At 61.8% G+C, this 20,860-nt stretch carries 18 protein-coding genes; 16 read left to right on the top strand and 2 right to left on the bottom strand.

The window, feature by feature from the left end; all coding sequences use genetic code 11:
• Positions 1-7: 7 nt before the first annotated feature.
• From ACT6VE_RS25110 to ACT6VE_RS25040, 15 genes are all read left to right on the top strand, one after another.
• Positions 8-1,213 (top strand): aminotransferase class V-fold PLP-dependent enzyme, encoded by a 1,206-nt coding sequence (locus ACT6VE_RS25110; protein ID WP_444801069.1) that lies wholly within the window; start codon positions 8-10, stop codon positions 1,211-1,213.
• A gap of 13 nt (positions 1,214-1,226) precedes the next feature.
• Positions 1,227-2,186 carry a 2-hydroxyacid dehydrogenase gene (locus ACT6VE_RS25105; protein WP_444801068.1) on the top strand — a complete coding sequence of 320 codons (960 nt, stop codon included), beginning with the start codon at positions 1,227-1,229 and terminating at the stop codon, positions 2,184-2,186.
• Between the two features lie 86 nt (positions 2,187-2,272).
• Positions 2,273-3,532: a serine hydroxymethyltransferase gene (glyA, locus tag ACT6VE_RS25100; RefSeq protein WP_444801067.1), complete on the top strand. Its 1,260-nt coding sequence runs from the start codon at positions 2,273-2,275 to the stop codon at positions 3,530-3,532.
• Between the two features lie 128 nt (positions 3,533-3,660).
• Positions 3,661-4,452 carry a helix-turn-helix domain-containing protein gene (locus ACT6VE_RS25095; protein WP_444801066.1) on the top strand — a complete coding sequence of 264 codons (792 nt, stop codon included), beginning with the start codon at positions 3,661-3,663 and terminating at the stop codon, positions 4,450-4,452.
• A gap of 235 nt (positions 4,453-4,687) precedes the next feature.
• The gene (locus ACT6VE_RS25090; RefSeq protein WP_444801065.1) at positions 4,688-5,587 is read left to right on the top strand and encodes an aromatic ring-hydroxylating dioxygenase subunit alpha; all 900 of its coding nucleotides are present in this window, start codon (positions 4,688-4,690) and stop codon (positions 5,585-5,587) included.
• 237 nt (positions 5,588-5,824) lie between these two features.
• Positions 5,825-6,841, top strand: coding sequence for a BMP family protein (locus ACT6VE_RS25085; protein WP_444801064.1), 1,017 nt, complete (start codon positions 5,825-5,827; stop codon positions 6,839-6,841).
• Between the two features lie 27 nt (positions 6,842-6,868).
• Positions 6,869-8,392: an ABC transporter ATP-binding protein gene (locus ACT6VE_RS25080; RefSeq protein ID WP_444801063.1), complete on the top strand. Its 1,524-nt coding sequence runs from the start codon at positions 6,869-6,871 to the stop codon at positions 8,390-8,392.
• A complete protein-coding gene (locus tag ACT6VE_RS25075) occupies positions 8,389-9,465 on the top strand; it encodes an ABC transporter permease (RefSeq protein ID WP_444801062.1) in 1,077 nt (358 codons plus the stop codon). Before ACT6VE_RS25080 ends, ACT6VE_RS25075 begins: the two co-directional genes overlap by 4 nt.
• Positions 9,458-10,390 carry an ABC transporter permease gene (locus ACT6VE_RS25070; RefSeq protein WP_444801061.1) on the top strand — a complete coding sequence of 311 codons (933 nt, stop codon included), beginning with the start codon at positions 9,458-9,460 and terminating at the stop codon, positions 10,388-10,390. The genes ACT6VE_RS25075 and ACT6VE_RS25070 overlap by 8 nt, the downstream gene beginning before the upstream one ends.
• 324 nt (positions 10,391-10,714) lie before the next feature.
• Positions 10,715-11,611, top strand: coding sequence for an aromatic ring-hydroxylating dioxygenase subunit alpha (locus ACT6VE_RS25065; protein WP_444801060.1), 897 nt, complete (start codon positions 10,715-10,717; stop codon positions 11,609-11,611).
• Between the two features lies 1 nt (position 11,612).
• On the top strand, positions 11,613-12,524 hold the full coding sequence (locus ACT6VE_RS25060) for an aromatic ring-hydroxylating dioxygenase subunit alpha (protein WP_444801059.1): 912 nt from the start codon (positions 11,613-11,615) through the stop codon (positions 12,522-12,524).
• A 44-nt stretch (positions 12,525-12,568) separates the two neighbouring features.
• Complete coding sequence (locus tag ACT6VE_RS25055; protein WP_444801058.1) at positions 12,569-14,335, top strand: Rieske 2Fe-2S domain-containing protein; 1,767 nt, start codon at positions 12,569-12,571, stop codon at positions 14,333-14,335.
• 11 nt (positions 14,336-14,346) lie between these two features.
• The gene (locus ACT6VE_RS25050) at positions 14,347-14,994 is read left to right on the top strand and encodes a glutathione S-transferase family protein (protein WP_444801057.1); all 648 of its coding nucleotides are present in this window, start codon (positions 14,347-14,349) and stop codon (positions 14,992-14,994) included.
• Positions 14,995-15,038: 44 nt separating this feature from the next.
• The gene (locus tag ACT6VE_RS25045; protein ID WP_444801056.1) at positions 15,039-16,166 is read left to right on the top strand and encodes an S-(hydroxymethyl)glutathione dehydrogenase/class III alcohol dehydrogenase; all 1,128 of its coding nucleotides are present in this window, start codon (positions 15,039-15,041) and stop codon (positions 16,164-16,166) included.
• Positions 16,167-16,588: 422 nt separating this feature from the next.
• On the top strand, positions 16,589-16,924 hold the full coding sequence (locus tag ACT6VE_RS25040; protein ID WP_444801055.1) for a hypothetical protein: 336 nt from the start codon (positions 16,589-16,591) through the stop codon (positions 16,922-16,924).
• Between the two features lie 388 nt (positions 16,925-17,312).
• Here ACT6VE_RS25040 and ACT6VE_RS25035 read toward each other — a convergent pair whose 3' ends face one another.
• Positions 17,313-18,272, bottom strand: a complete 960-nt coding sequence (locus ACT6VE_RS25035; RefSeq protein WP_444801054.1) for a sugar phosphate isomerase/epimerase family protein — start codon at positions 18,270-18,272, stop codon at positions 17,313-17,315.
• 11 nt (positions 18,273-18,283) lie between these two features.
• Positions 18,284-19,297, bottom strand: a complete 1,014-nt coding sequence (locus tag ACT6VE_RS25030) for a Gfo/Idh/MocA family oxidoreductase (RefSeq protein WP_444801053.1) — start codon at positions 19,295-19,297, stop codon at positions 18,284-18,286.
• 302 nt (positions 19,298-19,599) lie between these two features.
• On the opposite strand from ACT6VE_RS25030, the gene ACT6VE_RS25025 reads away from it, so the two are divergent.
• Positions 19,600-20,625 carry a LacI family DNA-binding transcriptional regulator gene (locus ACT6VE_RS25025; RefSeq protein WP_444801052.1) on the top strand — a complete coding sequence of 342 codons (1,026 nt, stop codon included), beginning with the start codon at positions 19,600-19,602 and terminating at the stop codon, positions 20,623-20,625.
• The last annotated feature ends 235 nt before the right edge of the window (positions 20,626-20,860 follow it).

Genomic DNA, 20,860 nt, shown 5'->3' with positions numbered 1-20,860 from the left:
ATACGTGATGAAGAATGGAACCACGCATCTGTTTGTACCCGGTCCGACCAACATTCCGGACGCAGTCCGCCGCGCCATGAACGTGCCGATGCAGGACATGCGCGCGCCGGATTTCCCGGAGCTCGTCCTGCCGCTGTTTTCGGATCTGAAGCGCATTTTCAAGACCGAGACCGGCGCTGTCTTCATCTTTCCAGGATCTGGCACAGGCGCCTGGGAATCGGCCATTTCCAATACGCTCAACCGCGGCGACCGGGTGCTGATGTCGCGCTTCGGGCAGTTCTCGCATCTCTGGGTCGACATGGCGACGCGGCTCGGCCTCGAAGTCGACTGCATCGACGTCGAATGGGGCGAGGGCGTGCCGGTCGAGGAATATCAGCGGCGCCTCGACGCCGACAAGGACGGCCGGATCAAGGCGGTCTTCGTTACGCATAACGAGACGGCGACGGGTGTTACATCCGACGTCGCCGGGGTGCGCGCTGCGCTGGACCATGCCGGTCACGGCGCGTTGCTCTTCGTCGACGGAGTCAGCTCGATCGGCTCGATCGACTTCCGCATGGACGAATGGGGCGTCGATCTTGCCATTACCGGTTCGCAGAAGGGTCTGATGCTGCCGGCAGGGCTCGGCATTCTGGCGGTCAGCGAAAAGGCACTGGACGCCCACAAACATTCGCGCATGGAGCGCTGCTACTTCAGCTTCGAGGACATGAAGGCATCCTCCGCGACCGGCTATTTCCCCTACACACCGCCGACCCAGCTGTTGCTCGGTCTTCGCGCTTCCCTCGACCTCATCTTCGCCGAGGGTCTGGAAACGGTGATCGCGCGCCACCATCGCCTCGCCGAAGGCGTGCGCCGGGGCGTGTTTGCCTGGGGCCTGAAGCTCTGTGCCAAGGAAGAGAAGTGGTGGTCCGACACGGTTTCGGCGATCGTCGTTCCCGATGATGTCGATGCTCGCCACGTCATTGCCAATGGTTACAGCCGGTACAGGACGTCGTTCGGCGCCGGGCTCAGCAAGGTTGCGGGACGGGTCTTCCGGATCGGCCATCTCGGCGACCTCAACGAAGTGATGTGCCTGTCGGCGCTGGCGGCGGCGGAAATGTCCCTGCGTGATGCCGGGGCACGGATAGAAGCGGGCTCCGGCGTTGCCGCCGCCCAGGAATGGTATCGGGCGGAGATCGCCGGACAGGCTGCGCAGCAGCGCGACCGTGCGGCGTAAGGGAGAGAGACCGATGACGAAGCCCAAAATAATCGTGACGCGGCGCTGGCCGCGCGAAGTCGAAGCGCGCCTTGCGGACGAATTCAACGTGACGCTCAATGAAACGGACCGACCCCTCGGGCAAGCGGAGCTTCGCGAGGCGCTGCTTCAGGCCGATGCGGTGCTGCCGACCGTAACGGACCGGCTGGGGGCCGATCTTTTCGAGGGAGGCGTTCGGGCGAAGATGCTCGGCAATTTCGGCGTCGGCTTCAACCATATCGATATTGCCGCGGCGCGTTCGGCGGGATTGGTCGTAACCAACACGCCGGCCGTGCTGACCGGTGCCACGGCCGATCTCGCAATGACGCTGCTATTGATGTGTGCCCGTCGTGCCGGCGAAGGCGAGAGGGAACTGCGCTCGGGTGGATGGACCGGGTGGCGACCGACGCATCTTTGCGGCGCCCAGGTTACCGGAAAGACGATCGGGATCATCGGCATGGGCCGCATCGGTCAGGCCATGGCGCAGCGCTGTCATTTCGGTTTCGGCATGGATGTGGTGTTCTTCGACAGGTATCCGGTTGCCGATCCGGGTGTGCCAGCCCGCCAGATGGCCACGGTTGAGGAAGTTTTGGCCGCGGCGGACTTTGTCTCGCTGCACTGCCCCGGCGGTGGTGAGAACCACAACCTGATCAACCGGCAACGCCTTGCCTGCATGAAGCCGTCGGCCTTTCTCATCAACACGGCGCGCGGTGACGTTGTCGATGAAGATGCACTGGTGGAGGCTCTCGATGAGGGCTTGCTTGCCGGCGCTGGCCTGGACGTCTTCAAGGCCGAGCCGGCGGTGTCAGGGGCGTTGACCGGACGCGACGATGTCGTTCTCCTGCCCCATCTCGGTAGCGCGACCACCGAAACACGCATCGCCATGGGCATGCGGGTGGTCGACAATCTCCACGCGTTCTTCGACGGACACCGGCCGCCGGATGCGGTGAACTGAGATTTCCGACCCTTCACGCGACCTTCAATCGACAACCGGCGTGCACCTTCGGATCGAACGCCGCCGCTTGCCAGGAGACCAGAACGATGACCGGTTTTTTCAAACGAGATCTCCAGCGCCAGGATCCGCTCATTGCCGATGCAATCGCGCATGAAATGACGCGCCAGAGAACCGAGATCGAATTGATCGCCTCGGAAAACATCGTCTCGCCGGCCGTGCTTGCGGCGCAGGGCTCGGTGATGACCAACAAGTATGCCGAGGGCTATCCGGGGCACCGCTACTATGGCGGCTGCCAGTATGTCGACCAGGTCGAGGCGGCCGCGATCGAGCGGGCGAAGCACCTGTTCGATGCCGGCTTCGTCAATGTCCAGCCGCATTCCGGCGCGCAGGCCAACAGCGCCGTCATGCTGGCACTGCTGAAGCCCGGTGATACCTTCATGGGCCTGTCGCTTGCGGCCGGCGGGCACCTGACCCATGGCGCCAGGCCGACCTTGTCGGGCAAGTGGTTCAACGCCGTGCAGTATGGCGTTCGGCAGGGCGATTGCCTGATCGACTATGACGAACTGGAAGCCAAGGCACGGGAAACGCGGCCGAAACTGATCATCACCGGCGGCTCGGCCTATCCACGGATCATCGACTTCAAGCGTATCCGGGCGATCGCCGACGCCGTCGGTGCGCTCATGATGGTCGACATGGCGCATTTCGCCGGGCTGGTTGCCGGCGGCGTGCATCCCAATCCCGTCGACATTGCCGATATCGTCACCACGACGACGCACAAGACGCTGCGCGGCCCGCGCGGCGGCATGATCCTCACCAACAATGCGGATATCGGCAAGAAGGTGAACTCAGCGGTGTTCCCCGGTTTGCAGGGTGGGCCGCTGATGCATGTCATCGCCGCCAAGGCGGTGGCATTCGGCGAAGCGCTCGAGGATGATTTCAGGGGTTATGCGCGACAGATGGTGCTCAATGCACGGGTGCTTGCCGCGACCCTTGGCGACCGGGGTTTCGATATCGTCTCGGGTGGTACGGATACACATCTGCTTCTGGTCGATCTGCGCAGCAAGGGCATTTCGGGCAAGGATGCCGAGGAAGCGCTTGGAACGGCGGGACTGACCTGCAACAAGAATGGCGTTCCCTTCGATACCGCGCCTCCGGCTCTGACATCTGGCATCCGGCTCGGTACGCCGGCAGCCACGACGCGCGGCTTTCGCGAAACCGAGTTCCGGCAGGTCGGCACATTGATTGCGGATGTCCTCGAGGCCATCGGCAGCGATGACATCATTCGGCAGGAGAAGGCCGTGCGGGCGTCCGTGCAGGCGCTGTGCGCGGCTTTCCCTATCTATTGACGTCAGCCCTGCGGCCGCAGACCTTGCATCGGCCCGTCTTTCCTTTGATGATCGCTTGAAGCGGGGGCCGCAGGTGACTTGATGATGACTTCACAGGGGTCACGGCTCCCAGAACTGGAAGTATCAAGATGCGCCTGCCCCCTATCGATCTCGGCCGCGAAAACACGTTTGGCGAATCGACCTATGAGAACGGCGGCCAATACGGGCCGATCAGGGGGGATTATCTCGCCTTTCTGATCGTCCATATCGGGTCGGTCACGATAGAGGCGGATTCGACGGTCACCGTGCTGGAGGCCGGGCAATGTGCCCTCTCCCTGACGCGGGAGCAGTATATCTATACGGCGGAGCCGGGAAGCCTGACCCACATTAGCTGGTGCGACAGCCGCCCGCAGAACGCATCCTGGCTGTATCAGGAGCGGGCGAACATTGCCGCAAGCATTGTCGCCTCGCGCCAGGTCCAGACCCTTGTGCAACTCGGTGTCGATCTCGGTCTCGGCGACCAGGGCAGTCGCGGCGGGCTGCGCGAGGCGCTGACCAACGCACTCCTGAACGCCTTCATCTACGAGGCCGAGGTTGTCGAGGCCGAGCGTCCGATCCCGCAGACGATCCTTCAGGCGCGCCGGTTTCTCGACGAGAATTTCGCGGCCGACATTTCCATCGAGAAGGTGGCCCGCCAGGTGCGCGTCAGCCCGCAATATCTGGTGTCCGCCTTCAAGAAGCATGTGGGTGTCACGCCGGCCCGATATCTCTGGCGCTGTCGGCTCGATTATGGTGCGCATCTCCTGCAGCGCTCCGGCCTGACCGTCAGCGAGATCGCCTATCAGGTGGGCTACAAGAATCCCTACCATTTTTCCCGCCAGGTCAAGCTTGCCTTCGACTGTTCGCCGACGGAGTTGCGCGAGCAGAAGCGCGAGGGGTAGGCGGGCTTCTGCCGGAGGGGGCCAGGTGAACTGGCGGTATGGAATCCCCAAAGGCAGGCATGGTCGTTTTCCGACCGCGCCGTGACAATTCGGTGAAATGTGGATGCCGTTCCAAATGAAATGGCGGCCAGCCCTGGTCACCTCCAGCCCCGGCATCCCGACAGACCGACCATAGCCCGCCGATCGCCTGCGCCTGCGCGCAGTCCGGTCGCAAACAATCATTTTGGATGGCACGATGGAAAACCTCTCTGAGATCGACCACATCGCTCGCGACGAATGGCATGTCGTGGCGTCCTTGCAGGAGTTGCCGGCAGCGGGCCTGCTCTCGACCATGCTGCTCGGCGAGAGGATCCTGGTCGGGCGTGACGGCGACCGTTTTGGCGCCTGGCGTGATCGCCGGGGCGAGGGCCGGACCACGCCACCGGGCGAGGCGCTGCGCACGATAGAGCGGTTCGGTTACATCTGGGCCACGCTGGGCGTCCCGTCGCACGACCTGTTCGAGATCGTCGAATTCAATGAGCCGGACAGGAACTATGTCGTCCAGGGGGTGACGCGGATCAGCGTTTCGGCGCCGCGTGCCGTCGAGAATTTCCTGGACATGGGCCACTTCCCGTTCGTCCACACCGGCATTCTCGGGGAGGAACCGCACACCGAGGTGAAACCCTACAAGGTGGATGTCTATGCCGACCCGCCGGAAATCCTGATCACCGAATGCGAATTCTACCAGCCGCAGGCCAATGCCGACTCATCCACAGGCGCCGATACGGAATATATCTACCGTATACCGCACCCGTTCTGCGCCGTGCTCTACAAGACGGGCTCGACCCATCGCGAGCGCCGCGACGTCATTGCGCTGTTTGGCCAGCCGGTCGACGAGGACTGCGTGCTCGTCCACATCGTCATCTGTCTTGCAACAGAGATCACCGATCTGGCCGCCATGCGAAAGTTTCACCAGACCATCCTTGGTCAGGACAAACCTATCCTGGAAAACCAGATACCCAAGCGTTTGCCGCTGGATTCGCGATCGGAGGTCCCGATCCGTGCCGATGCGGCATCGGCCGCCTACCGCCGCTGGTTGAAGGAGCGGGGCCTTCGTTATGGCGTCGTGGTTGCGGCGTCGGGCGGGCCGGCATGACCGATCTCAAAGGGGCGATTAACTGGAGATATGCAGTGCCGAAATAGCAGCCATTGTTGCCGTGCTTCGTTCATGAAAGCGTCGGCAGCAGATTGAAGAACGTCAAGTCGACGACGACAAAAAACCAAAAGGGGACGTCGTTGGCATGAGAACCCGGTTTGGCCGAAACTGCCCGCATTCCGAAGCGGGCCACAGATCGCGCCAGCCAGTCTCGAACCTAAACTGAGAGGACCTGATATGGTAACGACCTTCACACGGCGCACGGCGCTGCTCGGTGCAGCAAGTGCATTGTTTCTGTCGCACGTCATACCGTCGATCGCGGCCGAATCCCAAACGCTGAAAATAGCCCTTGTTCTCGAAAGCCGCCTTGATGTCGGCTGGTCCGGCACCTTGATCGAGTCGCTGAAGAAGCTTCAGGGCGCGCTGCCCGGCGTCGACCTTTCCTGGGATTACACCGATCCGATGTGGGGCGACGACGCCGAAAACGCCATGCGCTTCTATGCCGAGAGCGGCGAATACGACATCATCTGGGGCCATGGCCGCTATTCGGACCAGGTCAAGAAACTTAACGCCGAATTCCCCGACATCATGTTCGTGGTGACCGGCTCGGGCAACCTGCCGGTCGGCGCCAACCAGTACTGGCTTTACAAGCGCCTGCACGAGCCCTCCTACCTGCTCGGTATGCTGGCCGGCCGGACCACCAAATCCGGTGTCATCGGTCTTGTCGGCACCTTCGCCGCCGATGACGTCAACGACCAGATCAATGCGTTCTTCGATGGCGCGAAGGCCGTTCGGCCGGACGTTCAGCACCGGATTTCCTTCATCGGATCGTGGTCCGACAATGCGCTTGCCGCCGAGCATGCGAATGTCCAGATCGCGTCGGGCGCCGACGTCGTCTTTATGCTGACCGACAATTTCAAACCCTGCCAGGAGCACAAGATCATGTGCTTCGCCAACATCATCGACCAGAACAAGAATGCGCCTGACGCAATCGCCTCCAGCGCCATCATCGACTGGCAGCCCGACATCAAATGGATCGTCGACGAATGGAGCAAGCACAAGGCGGGCGCTGCCTACAATGGCAATGCCGAGCCGAAGTGGTTTTCCATGGCGCAGGGCGGCGTCGATATCGCGCCCTATCACGAGTTCGACGCAAAACTGTCGAGTGCGGTGAAGGACGAGCTTGCCGCCACGCGGCAGAAGATCATTTCGGGGGAATTCGTTGTTCCCCTGAACACGGCCGAAGCGAAATAATTCAAACCGGACAGCGGCCACGATCCAATGGAAACTCTGCTCAGCGTTCAAAACCTTACCAAGCGATTTGGCCGTGTCACCGCAAACGACAGCGTCAATCTGGACGTCCGGAAGGGCGAGATTCACTGTCTTTTCGGTGAGAACGGCGCAGGAAAATCGACCCTCTCCGCCTGTCTTTACGGCTACTACCGCGCCGACAGCGGCACGATCCGGTTCAAGGGGGAGGTGGCGGAGCTGACTTCCCCGGCGGATGCGCTTCGCCTCGGTATCGGCATGGTGCACCAGCATTTCGTGCTGGTCTCCAATTTCACGGTGCTGGAGAACATCATCGTGGGCAGTGCCGATGCCGGGCTGTTCCTCACCAAGTCCGATGCGCGCCGAAAGATCGGCGCGCTCTGCGAAAGCTGCGGCATCACGATCGATCTCGACCGGGAAATCTGGCAGCTTTCGGTCGGTGAGCAACAATGGGTCGAGATCCTCAAGGCACTGTATTTCGGTGCCGAACTGCTCATTCTCGACGAGCCGACGGCCGTGCTCACGCCGCAGCAGTCCGACCAACTGTTCAAGATCCTCGACGGCATGCGCAAACGCGGCCTTTCGATCATCCTGATCAGCCACAAGCTACGCGAGGTTATGCAGTCGGATCGTGTGACGATCCTGCGCAAGGGCAGGGCCATCGCCACGGTCGAGACGTCGGACACCACAGCCGAAGCGATCACCTCGCTGATGGTTGGCCACAAGGTCAACAAGCACCAGCGCGACCGGTCGGTGGCGCCCGCCGGCGAGGTCCTCGCGGTCAATCGGCTCTGTGCGGTCGGCGAATGGGGCGAGGACATTCTCACGGATGTCTCCTTCACCATTGGCAGGCATGAAATCCTGGGTCTCGCCGGTGTTGCAGGCAACGGCCAGAAGGAACTGTTCGAGGCCTTGATGGGCGTTCGCCCCTTGAGTTCGGGCGGGTTTTCGCTGGAGGGCGAGACCATAACCAAACCGACATCGCGGGAGATGCTGGACCGGGGGGTCGGTTTCGTTCCGGACGACCGTTTCCGCGAAGGGTTGATCCCGGAATTCGGTGCGGCCGAGAACCTGATCCTCGGGTGGCAACGCGCAAAAGAATACTGCCGCGGGCCGTTCCTCGACCGGCGGAAGATGGCGGCGCTTGCCCGCCGCAAGATCGAGGAATTCAAGGTGGTGACCGCATCCGCCGACCTGCCGGTGGAGCGGTTGTCGGGGGGCAATGCGCAACGCGTCATTCTCGCGCGCGAATTCCTGCATTCCCGGGGGCTGTTGCTCGCCAACCAGCCGACGCGCGGGCTCGATGTCGCGGCTTCCGAATTCGTCTACGAAAAAATCCTCGAAAAGCGCTCGGACGGTTTCGCGGTCCTGCTCGCGTCCGAGGAACTCGACGATCTGCTGCGCCTTTGCGATCGCATCGCCGTCGTCTTCAAGGGCCGGATCATGGGCATAGTGCGGCCCGAGGAAACAACGCTCCTCGAGCTTGGAATGATGATGGCGGGTGACGCCAAGGACCTGCAACGGACAGTTCAATGATCTCTATACACAGACGCGTGGGCAGCAGCCCGAGATGGAGTTTCGCCTGTTATTTTGCGGCGATGCTGGGCGCTCTTCTGTCCTCCGCCTTGTTGCTGACGCTGTCGGGCGGCGATGCGGTCAAGGCTTTTTCGTCGCTTTTCATCGGTGCCTTCGGCAGCGAGAAGGCCTTGCTCGGCTCGCTTTCAAAGGCGACGCCGCTTCTTCTCGTCGGCCTTGGCACCGTCATCGCCTTCCGGGCGAAGATCTGGAACATCGGCCAGGAAGGACAGGTTTTTGCCGGGGCAATGGCGGCCTATGGGGCGAGCCTGATGGTCGGCGCTCTGCCCTACTGGATGGCCGTCGGGGTGATCGCTCTCGCCGGCCTCACCGGCGGCGCTGCCCTCGGCCTTATTGCGGGCTACCTGAAGACGCGGTTTGCCACCAGTGAGATCATCTCGACGGTCATGCTGAACTATATCGTCATCTTCCTGCTCGCCTACCTCCTGGATGGCGGCCCGTGGATGGAAACGGGTGTTACCGTTGCCTATCACCAGTCGCCGCCGGTCGATCCTGCGCTGACCTGGCCGGTCCTTCTCGGGCAGGGTGTTGGAAAGCTGCATATCGGCTTCCTCTTCGCGCTTGCCGCATCGGCATTCTGTGCGGTGCTGCTCGACCGGACGTCGCTCGGCTATGAAATTCGCGCCTTCGGCTCGAACCCGACGGCCCTGCGGTTCCGCGGCACCAATGTTCGCCGCCTGCTTCTGGTGGTGATGCTGCTGTCCGGGGCGCTGGCCGGGCTTGCCGGCGCCGGAGACCTTTTCGGCACCTCCCATCGCCTTCGCGCCGAAACGCTGCTCGGCATCGGCAGCTCCGGCATCGTCGTCGCCATGGTTGGCGGGTTGCGGCCGACTGGCGTCATGCTGGCCGCCCTGTTCTTCGGCGCGCTGAAGAGCGGCGCAATCTTCATGCGGCTGCAAAGCGGCACGCCGGCCGGTCTGGTTTCGGCGATGGAGGGGCTGGTGCTGCTGTTCTTCCTGTGTGCCGCGGTTGCGACCAGATACCAGATCGTCAGGAGCAACGTACATGCTTGAACTCATCCAAGGGCCGATGCTGATCAGCATCCTGGCTGCCATGGTTCGGATCGCCACACCCCTTCTGTTCGCGGCGATGGGCGAGCTCGTCACCCAGCGTGCCGGCATCTGGAACATTTCCGTCGAGGGCACGATGCTGCTTGGCGCCGTGGTCGCCTATGTCGTCGCCTCGACGACGGGGTCGCCATGGCTGGCACTCCTCGTCGCGGTGCTCGCCTGCGCCCTGATAAGCCTGATCATGTCCTTCGTGACGATCGTTCTGAAAGCCGAGCAGTTCGTTGCCGGCCTCGCCCTGAACCTGCTTGCCTCGGGCCTCACCCTGTTCTGGTTCCAGACCTATGTCATCGGTCGCGAACCGCCGAAATTTGCCGGCTTCGAACAGGTCGAGATCCCGTTCCTCTCCGATATCCCGATCCTCGGACCGGTGCTGTTTTCGCAACGTGCGCTGACCTATGTGAGCTTCCTGCTGCCGTTCGTGGTCTGGTTCTTCCTGTATCGTACCCGGTACGGCCTCGAAATCAGATGTGTCGGTGAAAACCCGAAGGCGCTCGACGTCAAGGGGCTCAGCGTCGGTCGCCGCCAGTGCCTGGCGATCATGTTCGGCAGCCTGATGTCGGGCTTCGGCGGCGCTTTCCTCATGCTCGGCTATTCCGACCGTTTCGTGCCGGACCTGATCGCCGGTCGTGGATGGCTGGTCATCGTGGCGATCATCGCCGGCAACTGGATGCCATTCCGGATCGTGGGTGCGATCTTCATTTTCGCACTCCTCGAGGCGATTGGTATCCATGCGCAGGTTGTCGGGGTTGCTATCCCCCACCACATTTTTCTGGTTCTGCCCTATGTTGCCTCGCTCGCCCTGCTTGCCGGCCTGCGATCGCGCACGCACCAGCCGGCAGCCCTCGGCGTCCCCTACAGTCGCGAATAGCGTGACATGAATTGCCGGCATCCTCCGCCGGCTCCTCCCGGACCGGCCGTGCACCCTTGCGCGGCCGGTTTCGGCGTTGCACCGCTTTCCACAGCCCCTGCGCTACCGCCGCTGCGCCCATGGCGCGTGCCTGCGGATATCCCCGACCCGCACCCCTTCGCACCCGCAGTGCGCAATAGGGCCAGGTTAACTGCGGGCATCCGGGAGGCAATGAGAGACATTTCACTGCGGCGGTTGCCGTGGGACGCTCCGTGAAGATTGCAACACGGCGAATGCTTCGAACGCCAGTCATCTGCATTGGCGTTGCCGACAGGAGGGACCGACATGGCCACACACCTTTGTAAGGACCGTGCGCTGGTGAACGACTGGCACGTTGTTGCCGATTGTTCGGCGATCGCTTCCGACGCGCCTTTTTCGACGCGATTGATGGGTGTCGATCTCATGATCGCTCGTAACGGCGGCGGCATGAGCATCGTGCGCACGGATACCGGTCAGCCGGTATGCTCGGAAAAGCGCTATGGCTTTGTCTGGGCCTGTCTCGGAAAACCTGAGCGCGACCCTTTCTACATCAGGGAATCCGACGAGGCCGACCGCCATCTTCTCAGCGGCGGCTCGATTGCGGTCAATGTTTCCGGCCTCCGCTTGGTTGAAAACTTCCTCGACATGGGACATTTCCCCTTCGTCCACACCGGATTTTTGGGCGAGGAGCCGCACACCGAGGTGCTGCCCTACACCGTTTCCATTGCCGAGGAAGACGAAATTCTTGCGACGGAATGCAAGTTCTATCAACCGATAGCATCGCCGACGGCGCAGCAGGGAATGCAGGTCGACTACACCTACAAGGTGATCCGGCCCTATACGGTCGCCCTCTACAAAAGCAACCCGGTCGATCCAAGCCGCATGGATGTGATCGTGATCTTCGTCCAGCCGCTCGACGAGGACAACTGCGTTGCGCACTCCTACCTCTGCTACCTCAAGGACGGCATGGATGCGTCGGCTGTGCGCAGTTTCATGCAGCTGATTTTTGCGCAGGACAAGCGGATCCTGGAAAGCCAGGTTCCCAAGCGCCTGCCGCTCGACCCGCGCGCCGAAACGCCGATCCGCGCGGATGTGGTTTCCGTGACGTATCGGCGCTGGCTTGAGGAGCGGAAGGTCACCTACGGCGCGATCCCGTTCCGCACGGCATCGGGCGCCGATTCCCGCGACAGAATGGAAGGGTAAAATGATGACAAAGCATGGATCATGCCTGGACCCGGTTGTCCTCGATCTCTGGCATCCGCTGGGAGCTGTCGATGAGGTGGCACCGGGTATCGTGGCGGAAACTGTCCTGCTCGGCGAGCACGTGAGCTTTGCGGTCCGTGACGATGGAAGGGCGTTCGCCTGGCGTTCGCGCGACGATCTACGGCATGGCGACCCGTTCAATCCGTCGGCTGCCGATGATCTTCTGCCGGCCTTGAGTGCCTATGGCTATGTCTGGACATCGCTTGGCACACCGTCGGGCGACATTTTCCCGATCCCGGAATATGCCGAAGCCGACCGGCGAAAACTCAACGCGGCGACGTTCGGCGTGAACGTCTCAGCGCCGCGCGCCATCGAGAACTTCCTCGATATGGGGCATTTCCCCTATGTCCACACCGACATTCTCGGTGTCGAGCCGCATACCGAGGTGAAGGAATACGATGTCGAGATTTCCGTCGATCGCGACGAGATCGTCGCGACGCGGTGCCGCTTCTTTCAGCCCATGGCGTCGAGCGCATCGAACAGTGGCGCGGAGGTGGAATACATCTACCGCGTGCCGCACCCCTTTTGTTCGGTGCTCTACAAATCCAGCCCGCTCGACGAAACGCGGATGGACGTGATCGCCGTCTTTATGCAGCCGCTCGATCAGGAACGTGTGCGCGCGCACATGATGCTGTGCATTCTGGACGAGGCGAACGAAGACAAGATCATCAAGCGGTTTCAGCAGACGATTTTCGGGCAGGACAAGCCGATTCTGGAAAACCAGTTCCCCAAGCGCCTGCCGCTCGACCCGCGTGCTGAAACGCCGATCCGCGCCGACAAATCCGCAATCGCCTACCGCCGCTGGCTCAGCGACAAGGGGCTGACCTACGGCGTCATCCCCGTTGCAACCTGAGCGGCATGGCAATGACGAAACTCGATGAAAAACTGGAGAAACAGATGTTGAAGGATCTTCGGAGCAATTGGCATCCGATTGCCGCGACGACCGACCTGCCATTGCGCCATGTCTTCCATGGGCAGCTTTTCGGCCGGGAGTTCGCAGTCTGGCGCGCTGACGACGGCTACGTCAATATCTGGGAGAACCGCTGTCTGCATCGCGGCGTTCGTCTGTCGATCGGCATCAATGACGGCCGCGAGCTGAAATGCCAGTATCACGGTTGGCGCTACTCGAACCGTACGGCCGGCTGCACCTACATTCCCGCGCATCCGGCGGATGCGCCGGCCCGCACGATCACCAATCGCACCTTTCCGGCCATCGAGCGCTATGGACTGGTCTGGTCTTCGGAAGAACCGCGCGGCGATCTGCCGGAGATTGCGGGGCTTGCGGAAGAAGCCGTGCTGGCGCTGCGCGCCATTCCGGTCGACGCGCCGGCAGAGCTGGTCGTCGATGCGCTCCGATCCTACGCGTTCCAGCCCAATGATCGGCTGGAAGGGAAGGGGGCGGACGTTGCTGTCGACGTGGTTTCGGCATCCGCCGTGGCCTTGCGCGCCCGTGACGGGGCCATGGAAACGCGCGGCGTGTTTTTCGTCCAGCCTGTGGATTCCAACCGTTCGGTCATCCGCGGCGTGCTGGATGGGCCGGTAGAGAGTTCGCAGCGCGCTGCCGTTCTGCGTCATCACAACGAGCGGCTTTCGGCGCTGCGGATCGCCGTCGAACGCCGGGCGGCCGCCATGCCGGCGCCCGCCCCGATCGAGCCGGTTTTCGAGTCGGTCTCGGAAGAACTTGCAACCCTTCCCGAACTGTCGGCCCACGGCTGCAAGGCCGGCATCCGTGTCCAGGTCGCGCGCAAGTGGCCGGCGGCCGAAGGGATCATGGCCTTCGAACTCAAGCCGATCAAAGGACTGCTGCCGACCTTCCAGCCGGGCGCGCATATCGATGTCCACATGCCGAACGGCGATATTCGGCAGTATTCGATCATTAACGGCCCCGGCGAAACGGCATCGTTCACCATCGGCGTCAAGCTCGAGCGCGACTCCAGGGGCGGTTCCAAGTGCATGCACGAGACCGTGCGCGAAGGCGACGTTCTGGCGATTTCGGAACCGCGCAACAATTTTCCGCTGCGGCGCGATGCGCTGAACACGATCTTCGTTGCCGGCGGCATCGGCATCACGCCGCTCTTGGCCATGGCGCAGGCCCTCAAGAACCAAAGCCTGGGGCATGAGCTGCACTACTTTGCCCAGAACGAAGGCCAGCTTGTTTTTCCGGATCGGCTGGGCGGGCTCGGCGAGGCGGTGAAGCCGCATCTCGGCCTGACGCCGGACGATACGGTCGTGCAGCTGCGCGCCCTGCTGACGCCCTATCGGCGCGACACGCATCTTTATGTCTGCGGCCCCGGTCCCATGCTGGAAGCCACGCGCACGGTTGCGGCGGAGGCCGGCTGGCCGGAGGAGGCGGTGCACTTCGAATATTTCAAGAACACCAAGCCGATCGATGACAGCTCCAGCTTCGAGGTCGCGCTGGCACGCTCCTGCCTGACGCTGAAGGTGCCGACGGGCAAAACCATTCTGGAAGTGATGCGGGACGCCGGCGTCGACATGCCGTCCTCCTGCGAGCAGGGCGCCTGCGGCACCTGCCTTGCAACCGTGATCGAGGGCGAGCCGGACCATCAGGACGTCTATCTCAGCGCATCGGAACGGGCATCGGGAACCAAAATCATGACCTGCGTTTCCCGCGCCAAGTCCGCCCGCCTCGTCCTCGATATCTAGGAAATACAAAGATGATCACGCTCTACGACTACGAACTCTCGGGAAACTGCTACAAGCTGCGCCTGCTGATGAGCTTTCTCGGTATCGACCACACGATCGTGCCCGTCGATTTCTATCCCGGACGCGAACACAAGGCGGACTGGTTCCTGAAGCTTAACCCCCTCGGCCAGCTTCCGGTCCTCGATGACGATGGCCTTGTGCTGCGCGATGCGCAGGCCATCCTCGTCTATCTCGCCGCGAAGTACGATGCCTCCAACAGCTGGTATCCGGGCGACAATCCGGCCCTGCTCGGCGAAATCAGTCAATGGCTGGCCTTTGCCGACGGCATCACGGGCACGGCGTCAGCGGCGCGCCTGCATGACGCGCTGTTCTACGATTTCGACATCGTTGCGGCCCGCGCCGGCGCGCACCGGCTGTTCCGCGTCCTCGACGAACACCTGTGGTTTGGCGAGCAGGAAGGGCGCGACTGGATCTGTTCGGCCGACCATCCGACCTTGGCGGATATCGCCTGCTTTCCCTATGTGATGCTGTCCGAAGAAGGCGGCATCTCGCGCCAGGACTATCCGGCGATCCGGCGCTGGTGCGACCGGGTGAAACGCATCAAGGGTTTTCTCGTGATGTCGGGCGTCTTCCCCGCCGGACCGGCCAAGGCCGCCTGAGCAGGCCCGCCGCCTGCCATCTCAATTGCTATTTGGAGAATACCATGGACGTACGCGCCGCCGTTGCCGTTCAGGCCGGAAAACCGCTGGAAATCATGACCGTGCAGCTTGAAGGCCCGCGCGCCGGCGAAGTGCTGGTCGAGGTCAAGGCGACCGGCATCTGCCACACGGACGAGTTCACGCTGTCGGGTGCCGACCCGGAAGGCCTCTTTCCAGCGATCCTCGGCCATGAGGGTGCCGGCATCGTCGTCGATGTCGGCCCGGGCGTCACCTCACTCAAGAAGGGCGACCACGTCATTCCGCTCTACACGCCGGAATGCCGCGAGTGCTACTCCTGCCTGTCGCGCAAGACGAACCTCTGTACCTCGATCCGCGCCACGCAGGGCCAGGGCCTCATGCCGGACGGCACCTCGCGTTTCTCGATCGGCAAGGACAAGATCTTCCACTATATGGGCTGCTCGACCTTCGCCAACTACACGGTGCTACCGGAGATCGCGCTCGCCAAGGTCAATCCGGACGCCCCCTTCGACAAGATCTGCTACATCGGCTGCGGCGTGACGACGGGCATCGGCGCCGTCATCAACACCGCGAAGGTCGAGGTCGGCTCGACGGCCATCGTCTTCGGTCTCGGCGGCATCGGTCTCAACGTGCTGCAGGGCCTGCGCCTAGCCGGTGCCGACATGATCATCGGTGTTGACATCAACAACGACCGCAAGGCCTGGGGCGAAAAATTAGGCATGACGCATTTCGTCAATCCGAAGGAAGTCGGCGACGACATCGTGCCCTACCTCGTCAACCTGACGAAGCGGGGCGGCGATACGATTGGCGGCGCTGACTATACGTTCGACTGCACGGGCAACACCAAGGTGATGCGCCAGGCACTGGAATGCTCGCATCGCGGCTGGGGCAAGTCGGTCGTCATCGGCGTTGCAGGCGCCGGCCAGGAAATCTCCACCCGCCCGTTCCAGCTCGTCACCGGCCGCAACTGGATGGGCACGGCCTTCGGCGGCGCACGCGGGCGCACCGACGTGCCGAAGATCGTCGACTGGTACATGGAGGGCAAGATCCAGATCGATCCGATGATCACCCACACGATGCCGCTCGAGGACATCAACAAGGGGTTCGACCTGATGCATGCGGGCGAAAGCATCCGCAGCGTCGTGATCTATTGAGGCCAGCCTTCGCGCGAGGCGCGATCGGCTGCCCCGCTTTCCCACATTCCGAACGCGCCGGGGAGGGGTTCCCCCGTTCTCCGGCGCTGGCGGCGCGGTTTCACCCTCCAGACAACGATCGCGCCGCCGCGCTCTACCGTGTGACCAGCCTTGTCATAGGGTGAAATCATGAAATCCGTCCTGCTGCCGGGTCTTGGGGCGCGAGGGCCAATCGACATTCAGAATTCCCAAACCGGCTGATCGCGGATTCATCGGCTAGCGTGTGAGGCGCGGTAGGACTTTGATGCGGTGAAACGGTCGCCGCCACACAGGTGCGCGCAACGTCTCGCCGCCGCAAGGACGATCTGGCGCGGATTGGGCACAGGACCTGCCGGTATTTTTGCGTGATCTCATCCCGGGGCGTAACCCTGCATATGAGATGGATGCATCTCAGCCATTCCGCGGCCGGTGTTCGAGAAGCCGTTGGCGAAAACGCTGAAGCGGTCGGATGGATTGATGGGTGGACGCCCTGCTTTCCCGTCGGTGCTGATGTTCAAGATATTCGATTTGCTGGCAAAGAAGATCTGCAAACACTGCTTCTTGAGAATGCGCCCACCTCTCCTCGGCTCGCCTCGACAGTTGTTTCTGAAAAGGCATCGTCGGTGCTGATTTCGAAAACAGCGTTACGCTTCTCAGACAACTTGCCGGTTTGTACTCTGTCATGCGACAGCGGCATACGCGCGACCTTGAGTTCCGCTACTTTATTGAGACCTTGTTGAGACGCCACCACTTACAGGATCCCGGCATTTCGCCCTTGTCGTCCGCAAGCTCAACGATATGCCTTGTGGCCCACGCCGCTATCTCCGAGGTAGCGGATGTGCTTCCTGAATATGGCCCTCAAGTCTCGGAAGCTTGTAAATCCGAAAGCGCGCCCAGTTCTCGTCACCGTGGCCACCGAGACTGAACACGCTCGTGCGACTGAGGCCACGGTTCCAAAGGCAATGAGGGCGGGATCTTCAAGTGCGATCTTGAGGAAACGTTCGGAATCTCCGGAGAACGCAACCTTTCCAGAGATGATCCGCTGTTTGACTTCCGGGAGGTTCTCCGGAGGAGACTGTTGTTTCCTGCGCACCATTTTCCGGGCTGCACTTTTCGTCGGCATGGCCGTCAGATTACCTGCAGTTTGAAATCGCTTCCCGCGACCGGCATGATCGTCTTCAGGAGTGCAACCGATTTTTCCAGCCCTTCGAGGCTGTTGAGCAGCACGTCCTCGTGCTCGATCGAGAGCCAGCCATCATAGCCGGCCATCTTCAAACGGTAGCAGAACTGCTGCCACCATGCTTCGCCATGGCCGAAGCCGAGCGTGACATAGGACCAGCTTCGTGCGGGAATGTTCATCAGCGAGCCGTTTTCCAGAAGCGATGTCGTCGCCTGGACCGGCGCATTCAGCATTGTGTCCTTGGCGTGGACATGAAAGACGGCATTGCCGAGCGCTTCGGCCGCCACCAGTGGATCCGCCCCCATCCAGAAGAGGTGGGAGGGGTCGAGATTGGCGCCCACGACCGGACCGATGGCCGCCCGCAGCTTCAGCAGCGAAGGGACGTTGTACACATATTGATTGCCGTGCAGTTCGAGCGCGATGCGCTCCACGCCGCATTCCCTGGCAAGTGCGGCGATCTCCGTCCAGAACGGCAGGAGCTTTTCCTCCCACTGGTAGCGCAGGATCTCCTGCGTTTCCGGCGGCCAAGACGAGACGATCCAGTTCGGCATGAGGTCACCCGCACGGCCCGCCGGCAGGCCGGACATGGTGCAGACGGTCTTGATGCCCATGTCTCCGGCAAGCCGGATCGTGTCCTTGAGGCATTCGCCTTGCTCCGGCTGGGTCGGGTGCAGCGGATTGCCGTTGGCGTTGAGCGCTATGATTTCCAGGCCACGATCCTCGAAGGCCTTGGTGAAGCGGCGTCGGGCGTCGGCGCTGCCCTTCATTGCCTGAAGATCGAAATGGGGAGCGGTGGACCAGCCACCCGTGTTCACTTCAACACCCGAGACACCAAGCCGCACGGCGTTGTCGAGAAGGGCGTTGAAAGACAAGCCGCCGAGGCTGTCGGAGACAAAGCCGAGTTTCATGGGAACGTTTCCTATCGTGCGTTGTAGAGAGAGGGTTTGTCCATCGCGGTGAGGCCGATGCGCCTGCCTGTGCGCAGCGCCTCGACGCCGGCTTCGGCGACAAGGGTCGCGCAATAGCCGTCCCAGCTGTCGGAGGCGATCGGGGGGAACACGCCGGTTCGAACGAAGTTCAGGAAGGCCTTGTTCTGCAGGCGGTAGGCCTCCGCAAAGCGGGGGCGCCAATCGGATGGATAGTGCTCGAATGCCATGAGGTCACTGTTGCGGCGCGTGTGGACGGGGGCATTGAGCTGGATCGATCCCTTTTCGCCAACAAGCTCACCGCGAACGTCGTAGCCATAGGCCGCGTTGTTGTTGACCTCGATGTTGACGAGTTGGCCCTTGTCGGTTTCGAGGACCATGAAGACCGGCGCTCCGGTTTTCGCCGTATCGATACCGGTGGGCTGAAAGACCGATATGGCAGTATAGTCGGCGTCAAGTATGAAGCGCGCGACGTCGAATTCGTGCGGCGCCGAGTTGGTGATCGCCATCTGGCCGGTGAAATTCGCCGGTGCTTCGACATTCCGTTGGGTGTTGTGCATCATGATTGCCCGGCCGAGCGAGCCGCCTGCGAGCGCGGCCTTCATGTCCCGATAGGATGGGTCGAAACGGCGCATGAAGCCGAGCTGAACGAGCCGGCGACCTCGCGCGACCTCCGCGTCGATGACCGCGCGGCATTCGCGTGCATTCTGCGACAGGGGTTTTTCGCAGAGCACCGGTTTTTCGACCTCGATCGCGGCAAGCGACAGGGGCGCATGGGTTTCGTCCGGGCTGGCGATCACAACCGCGTCGATGTCGCTGCGCCGGATCGTCTGGAGCGGATCGGTGGAGATGTCGGCCGCACCGCAATCCTCTGCGATCGCGCGGGCGCGGGCTTCGGAGGCATCGCAGACGACCTGCAGCACTGCTCCGGGCAAATCCTCGGAGACGATCCGGGCATGGTCCGCACCCATGATGCCGGCACCGATGATTGCAATTCTGACAGACATTCCATGTTCCTTGTTTTCGACGTGCGGCTTGCGCAGCGATGGGGCGCGGGGTGGGCGAATTCCCGGTGGAGGGTGAAAGCTAGGATGCCGGCTGCGGGGGTCTTGAGCGTGAGCAGCCTGCATCGGTTGGATTATCCGGATTGAAATGCCATCATTCAACGAGCATGGCGGACAATTTCCGATGTGTTTTACATCAAAAATTACGCATCGTACCAATTCACGGCAAAGGCTTCAGCCGCTAGGAATCGGTCGTGCGGCCGTGCGACTTCATGATTTGAATCGCATCAGCAAGTGAGGGGAAAATGCCAAAACACGTGAAGCCTGGAACGTGGAAAGGACCATCGGTCCATGAGATAGCCAGGATCGCCGCGGTTGGCTCCGCGACGGTCGACCGGGTGCTCAACAATCGCAGCGGCGTGCGGGAGAAGACCCGGGCGCGGGTTCTGGCGGCCCTCGAAAAACTGCGTCATGAGAGCGCCGACAGCGACGTTCCGGTGCTCATTCGCCTGTTCTGTGAATCGGGCGAAACGTTCAATGCGGCGATGGCTGCAGCCGTGTCGGAAGTAAACCGCACGCAGGCCGGTATCGATATACAAGGGGTCTACGTAACGACGAGCGATGCCGAGCCTCTCGCCTTCGCGCGGCGGATCGAGCAGGAAGGCGGGGAGGCGGACGGCGTCGTCGTCATTGCCAGGGAGCACCCGGCAACGAACCGGGCCATTCGAAAGCTGCGTACGATCGGCCGACCTGTGATCTGCCTCACGACGGACCTGCCGAGTTCGCGACGCAGCACCTATGTCGGGAACGACCAGTACGCCGCCGGAAGCGTTGCGGCGCTGTTGATCGGCAACGCGCTGCCGAAGGAAAACAGCAGCATTCTGGTTGTCATGAGTGTGCCGTTTCGCTGCCAGCAGGAGCGCGAGATGGGTTTCCGGCGCGTTCTACGGTCTGATTTTCCGTATCTGAAGATCGAGGAGCGCATGATCTCGGATGAAAGGCCCGAGAGCACATGCGAACAGTTGACGCGATATTTCGAGGCGAATGGACATCCCGCAGCAATCTACAACGTGGCTGGCGCCAATCGCGGTATCGCCAAGGCGCTGGAAAATGCCGGCAAGGCGGGTGAAACGGTGTTTGTCGGCCATGAGCTGTCCGTCCATTCCCGTGCGCTGCTGGAGTCCGGGGTGATGGATTATGTCATTTCGCACGATTTCGCAGCCGAACTCACCGCGGCAGCACGGTGGATAAAGAGCAATCTGAATGGCGTGACCAGCGAGCCGGCCTATTCCCAGGTTCTCGTTCACACGCGGTACAATTGCGGTCTCTAGGGGGGGCGTGCTCTTGTTCTGACCGAAGGAACTTGCGGGTCGCGCAAGGACCCTTGTCCTTTCACTCTGCTTTTGATGGGCGTTTGCCTCAAGGATCGCATGAATGATGATGTAATTCGCATCATATTATCCTCGTATTTCAAGCAAGTATAATAATTTCAGTAAGTTGAATGCGTGAGGCCTATTGGAAAAAATTGATGGGTGGACGATCAGAATCCGATCTATGAAACGCTTG

It is taken from the genome of Shinella sp., assembly GCF_052438155.1.
Taxonomy (GTDB): Bacteria; Pseudomonadota; Alphaproteobacteria; order Rhizobiales; family Rhizobiaceae; genus Shinella.
This window is presented reverse-complemented; position numbering and strand designations above follow the sequence as displayed.

Excerpts from the sequence above, each read along its gene's own strand:
- ACT6VE_RS25050 (WP_444801057.1), top strand. The coding sequence starts at position 14,347 with ATGATCACGCTCTACGACTACGAACTCTCGGGAAACTGCTACAAGCTG.
- ACT6VE_RS25025 (WP_444801052.1), top strand. The coding sequence starts at position 19,600 with ATGCCAAAACACGTGAAGCCTGGAACGTGGAAAGGACCATCGGTCCAT.
- ACT6VE_RS25060 (WP_444801059.1), top strand. The coding sequence starts at position 11,613 with ATGATGACAAAGCATGGATCATGCCTGGACCCGGTTGTCCTCGATCTC.
- ACT6VE_RS25075 (WP_444801062.1), top strand. The coding sequence starts at position 8,389 with ATGATCTCTATACACAGACGCGTGGGCAGCAGCCCGAGATGGAGTTTC.
- glyA (WP_444801067.1), top strand. The coding sequence starts at position 2,273 with ATGACCGGTTTTTTCAAACGAGATCTCCAGCGCCAGGATCCGCTCATT.
- ACT6VE_RS25030 (WP_444801053.1), bottom strand. The coding sequence starts at position 19,297 with ATGTCTGTCAGAATTGCAATCATCGGTGCCGGCATCATGGGTGCGGAC.
- ACT6VE_RS25080 (WP_444801063.1), top strand. The coding sequence starts at position 6,869 with ATGGAAACTCTGCTCAGCGTTCAAAACCTTACCAAGCGATTTGGCCGT.
- ACT6VE_RS25055 (WP_444801058.1), top strand. The coding sequence starts at position 12,569 with ATGTTGAAGGATCTTCGGAGCAATTGGCATCCGATTGCCGCGACGACC.
- ACT6VE_RS25045 (WP_444801056.1), top strand. The coding sequence starts at position 15,039 with ATGGACGTACGCGCCGCCGTTGCCGTTCAGGCCGGAAAACCGCTGGAA.
- ACT6VE_RS25110 (WP_444801069.1), top strand. The coding sequence starts at position 8 with ATGAAGAATGGAACCACGCATCTGTTTGTACCCGGTCCGACCAACATT.
- ACT6VE_RS25070 (WP_444801061.1), top strand. The coding sequence starts at position 9,458 with ATGCTTGAACTCATCCAAGGGCCGATGCTGATCAGCATCCTGGCTGCC.
- ACT6VE_RS25090 (WP_444801065.1), top strand. The coding sequence starts at position 4,688 with ATGGAAAACCTCTCTGAGATCGACCACATCGCTCGCGACGAATGGCAT.
- ACT6VE_RS25105 (WP_444801068.1), top strand. The coding sequence starts at position 1,227 with ATGACGAAGCCCAAAATAATCGTGACGCGGCGCTGGCCGCGCGAAGTC.
- ACT6VE_RS25035 (WP_444801054.1), bottom strand. The coding sequence starts at position 18,272 with ATGAAACTCGGCTTTGTCTCCGACAGCCTCGGCGGCTTGTCTTTCAAC.
- ACT6VE_RS25065 (WP_444801060.1), top strand. The coding sequence starts at position 10,715 with ATGGCCACACACCTTTGTAAGGACCGTGCGCTGGTGAACGACTGGCAC.
- ACT6VE_RS25085 (WP_444801064.1), top strand. The coding sequence starts at position 5,825 with ATGGTAACGACCTTCACACGGCGCACGGCGCTGCTCGGTGCAGCAAGT.
- ACT6VE_RS25095 (WP_444801066.1), top strand. The coding sequence starts at position 3,661 with ATGCGCCTGCCCCCTATCGATCTCGGCCGCGAAAACACGTTTGGCGAA.
- ACT6VE_RS25040 (WP_444801055.1), top strand. The coding sequence starts at position 16,589 with ATGCATCTCAGCCATTCCGCGGCCGGTGTTCGAGAAGCCGTTGGCGAA.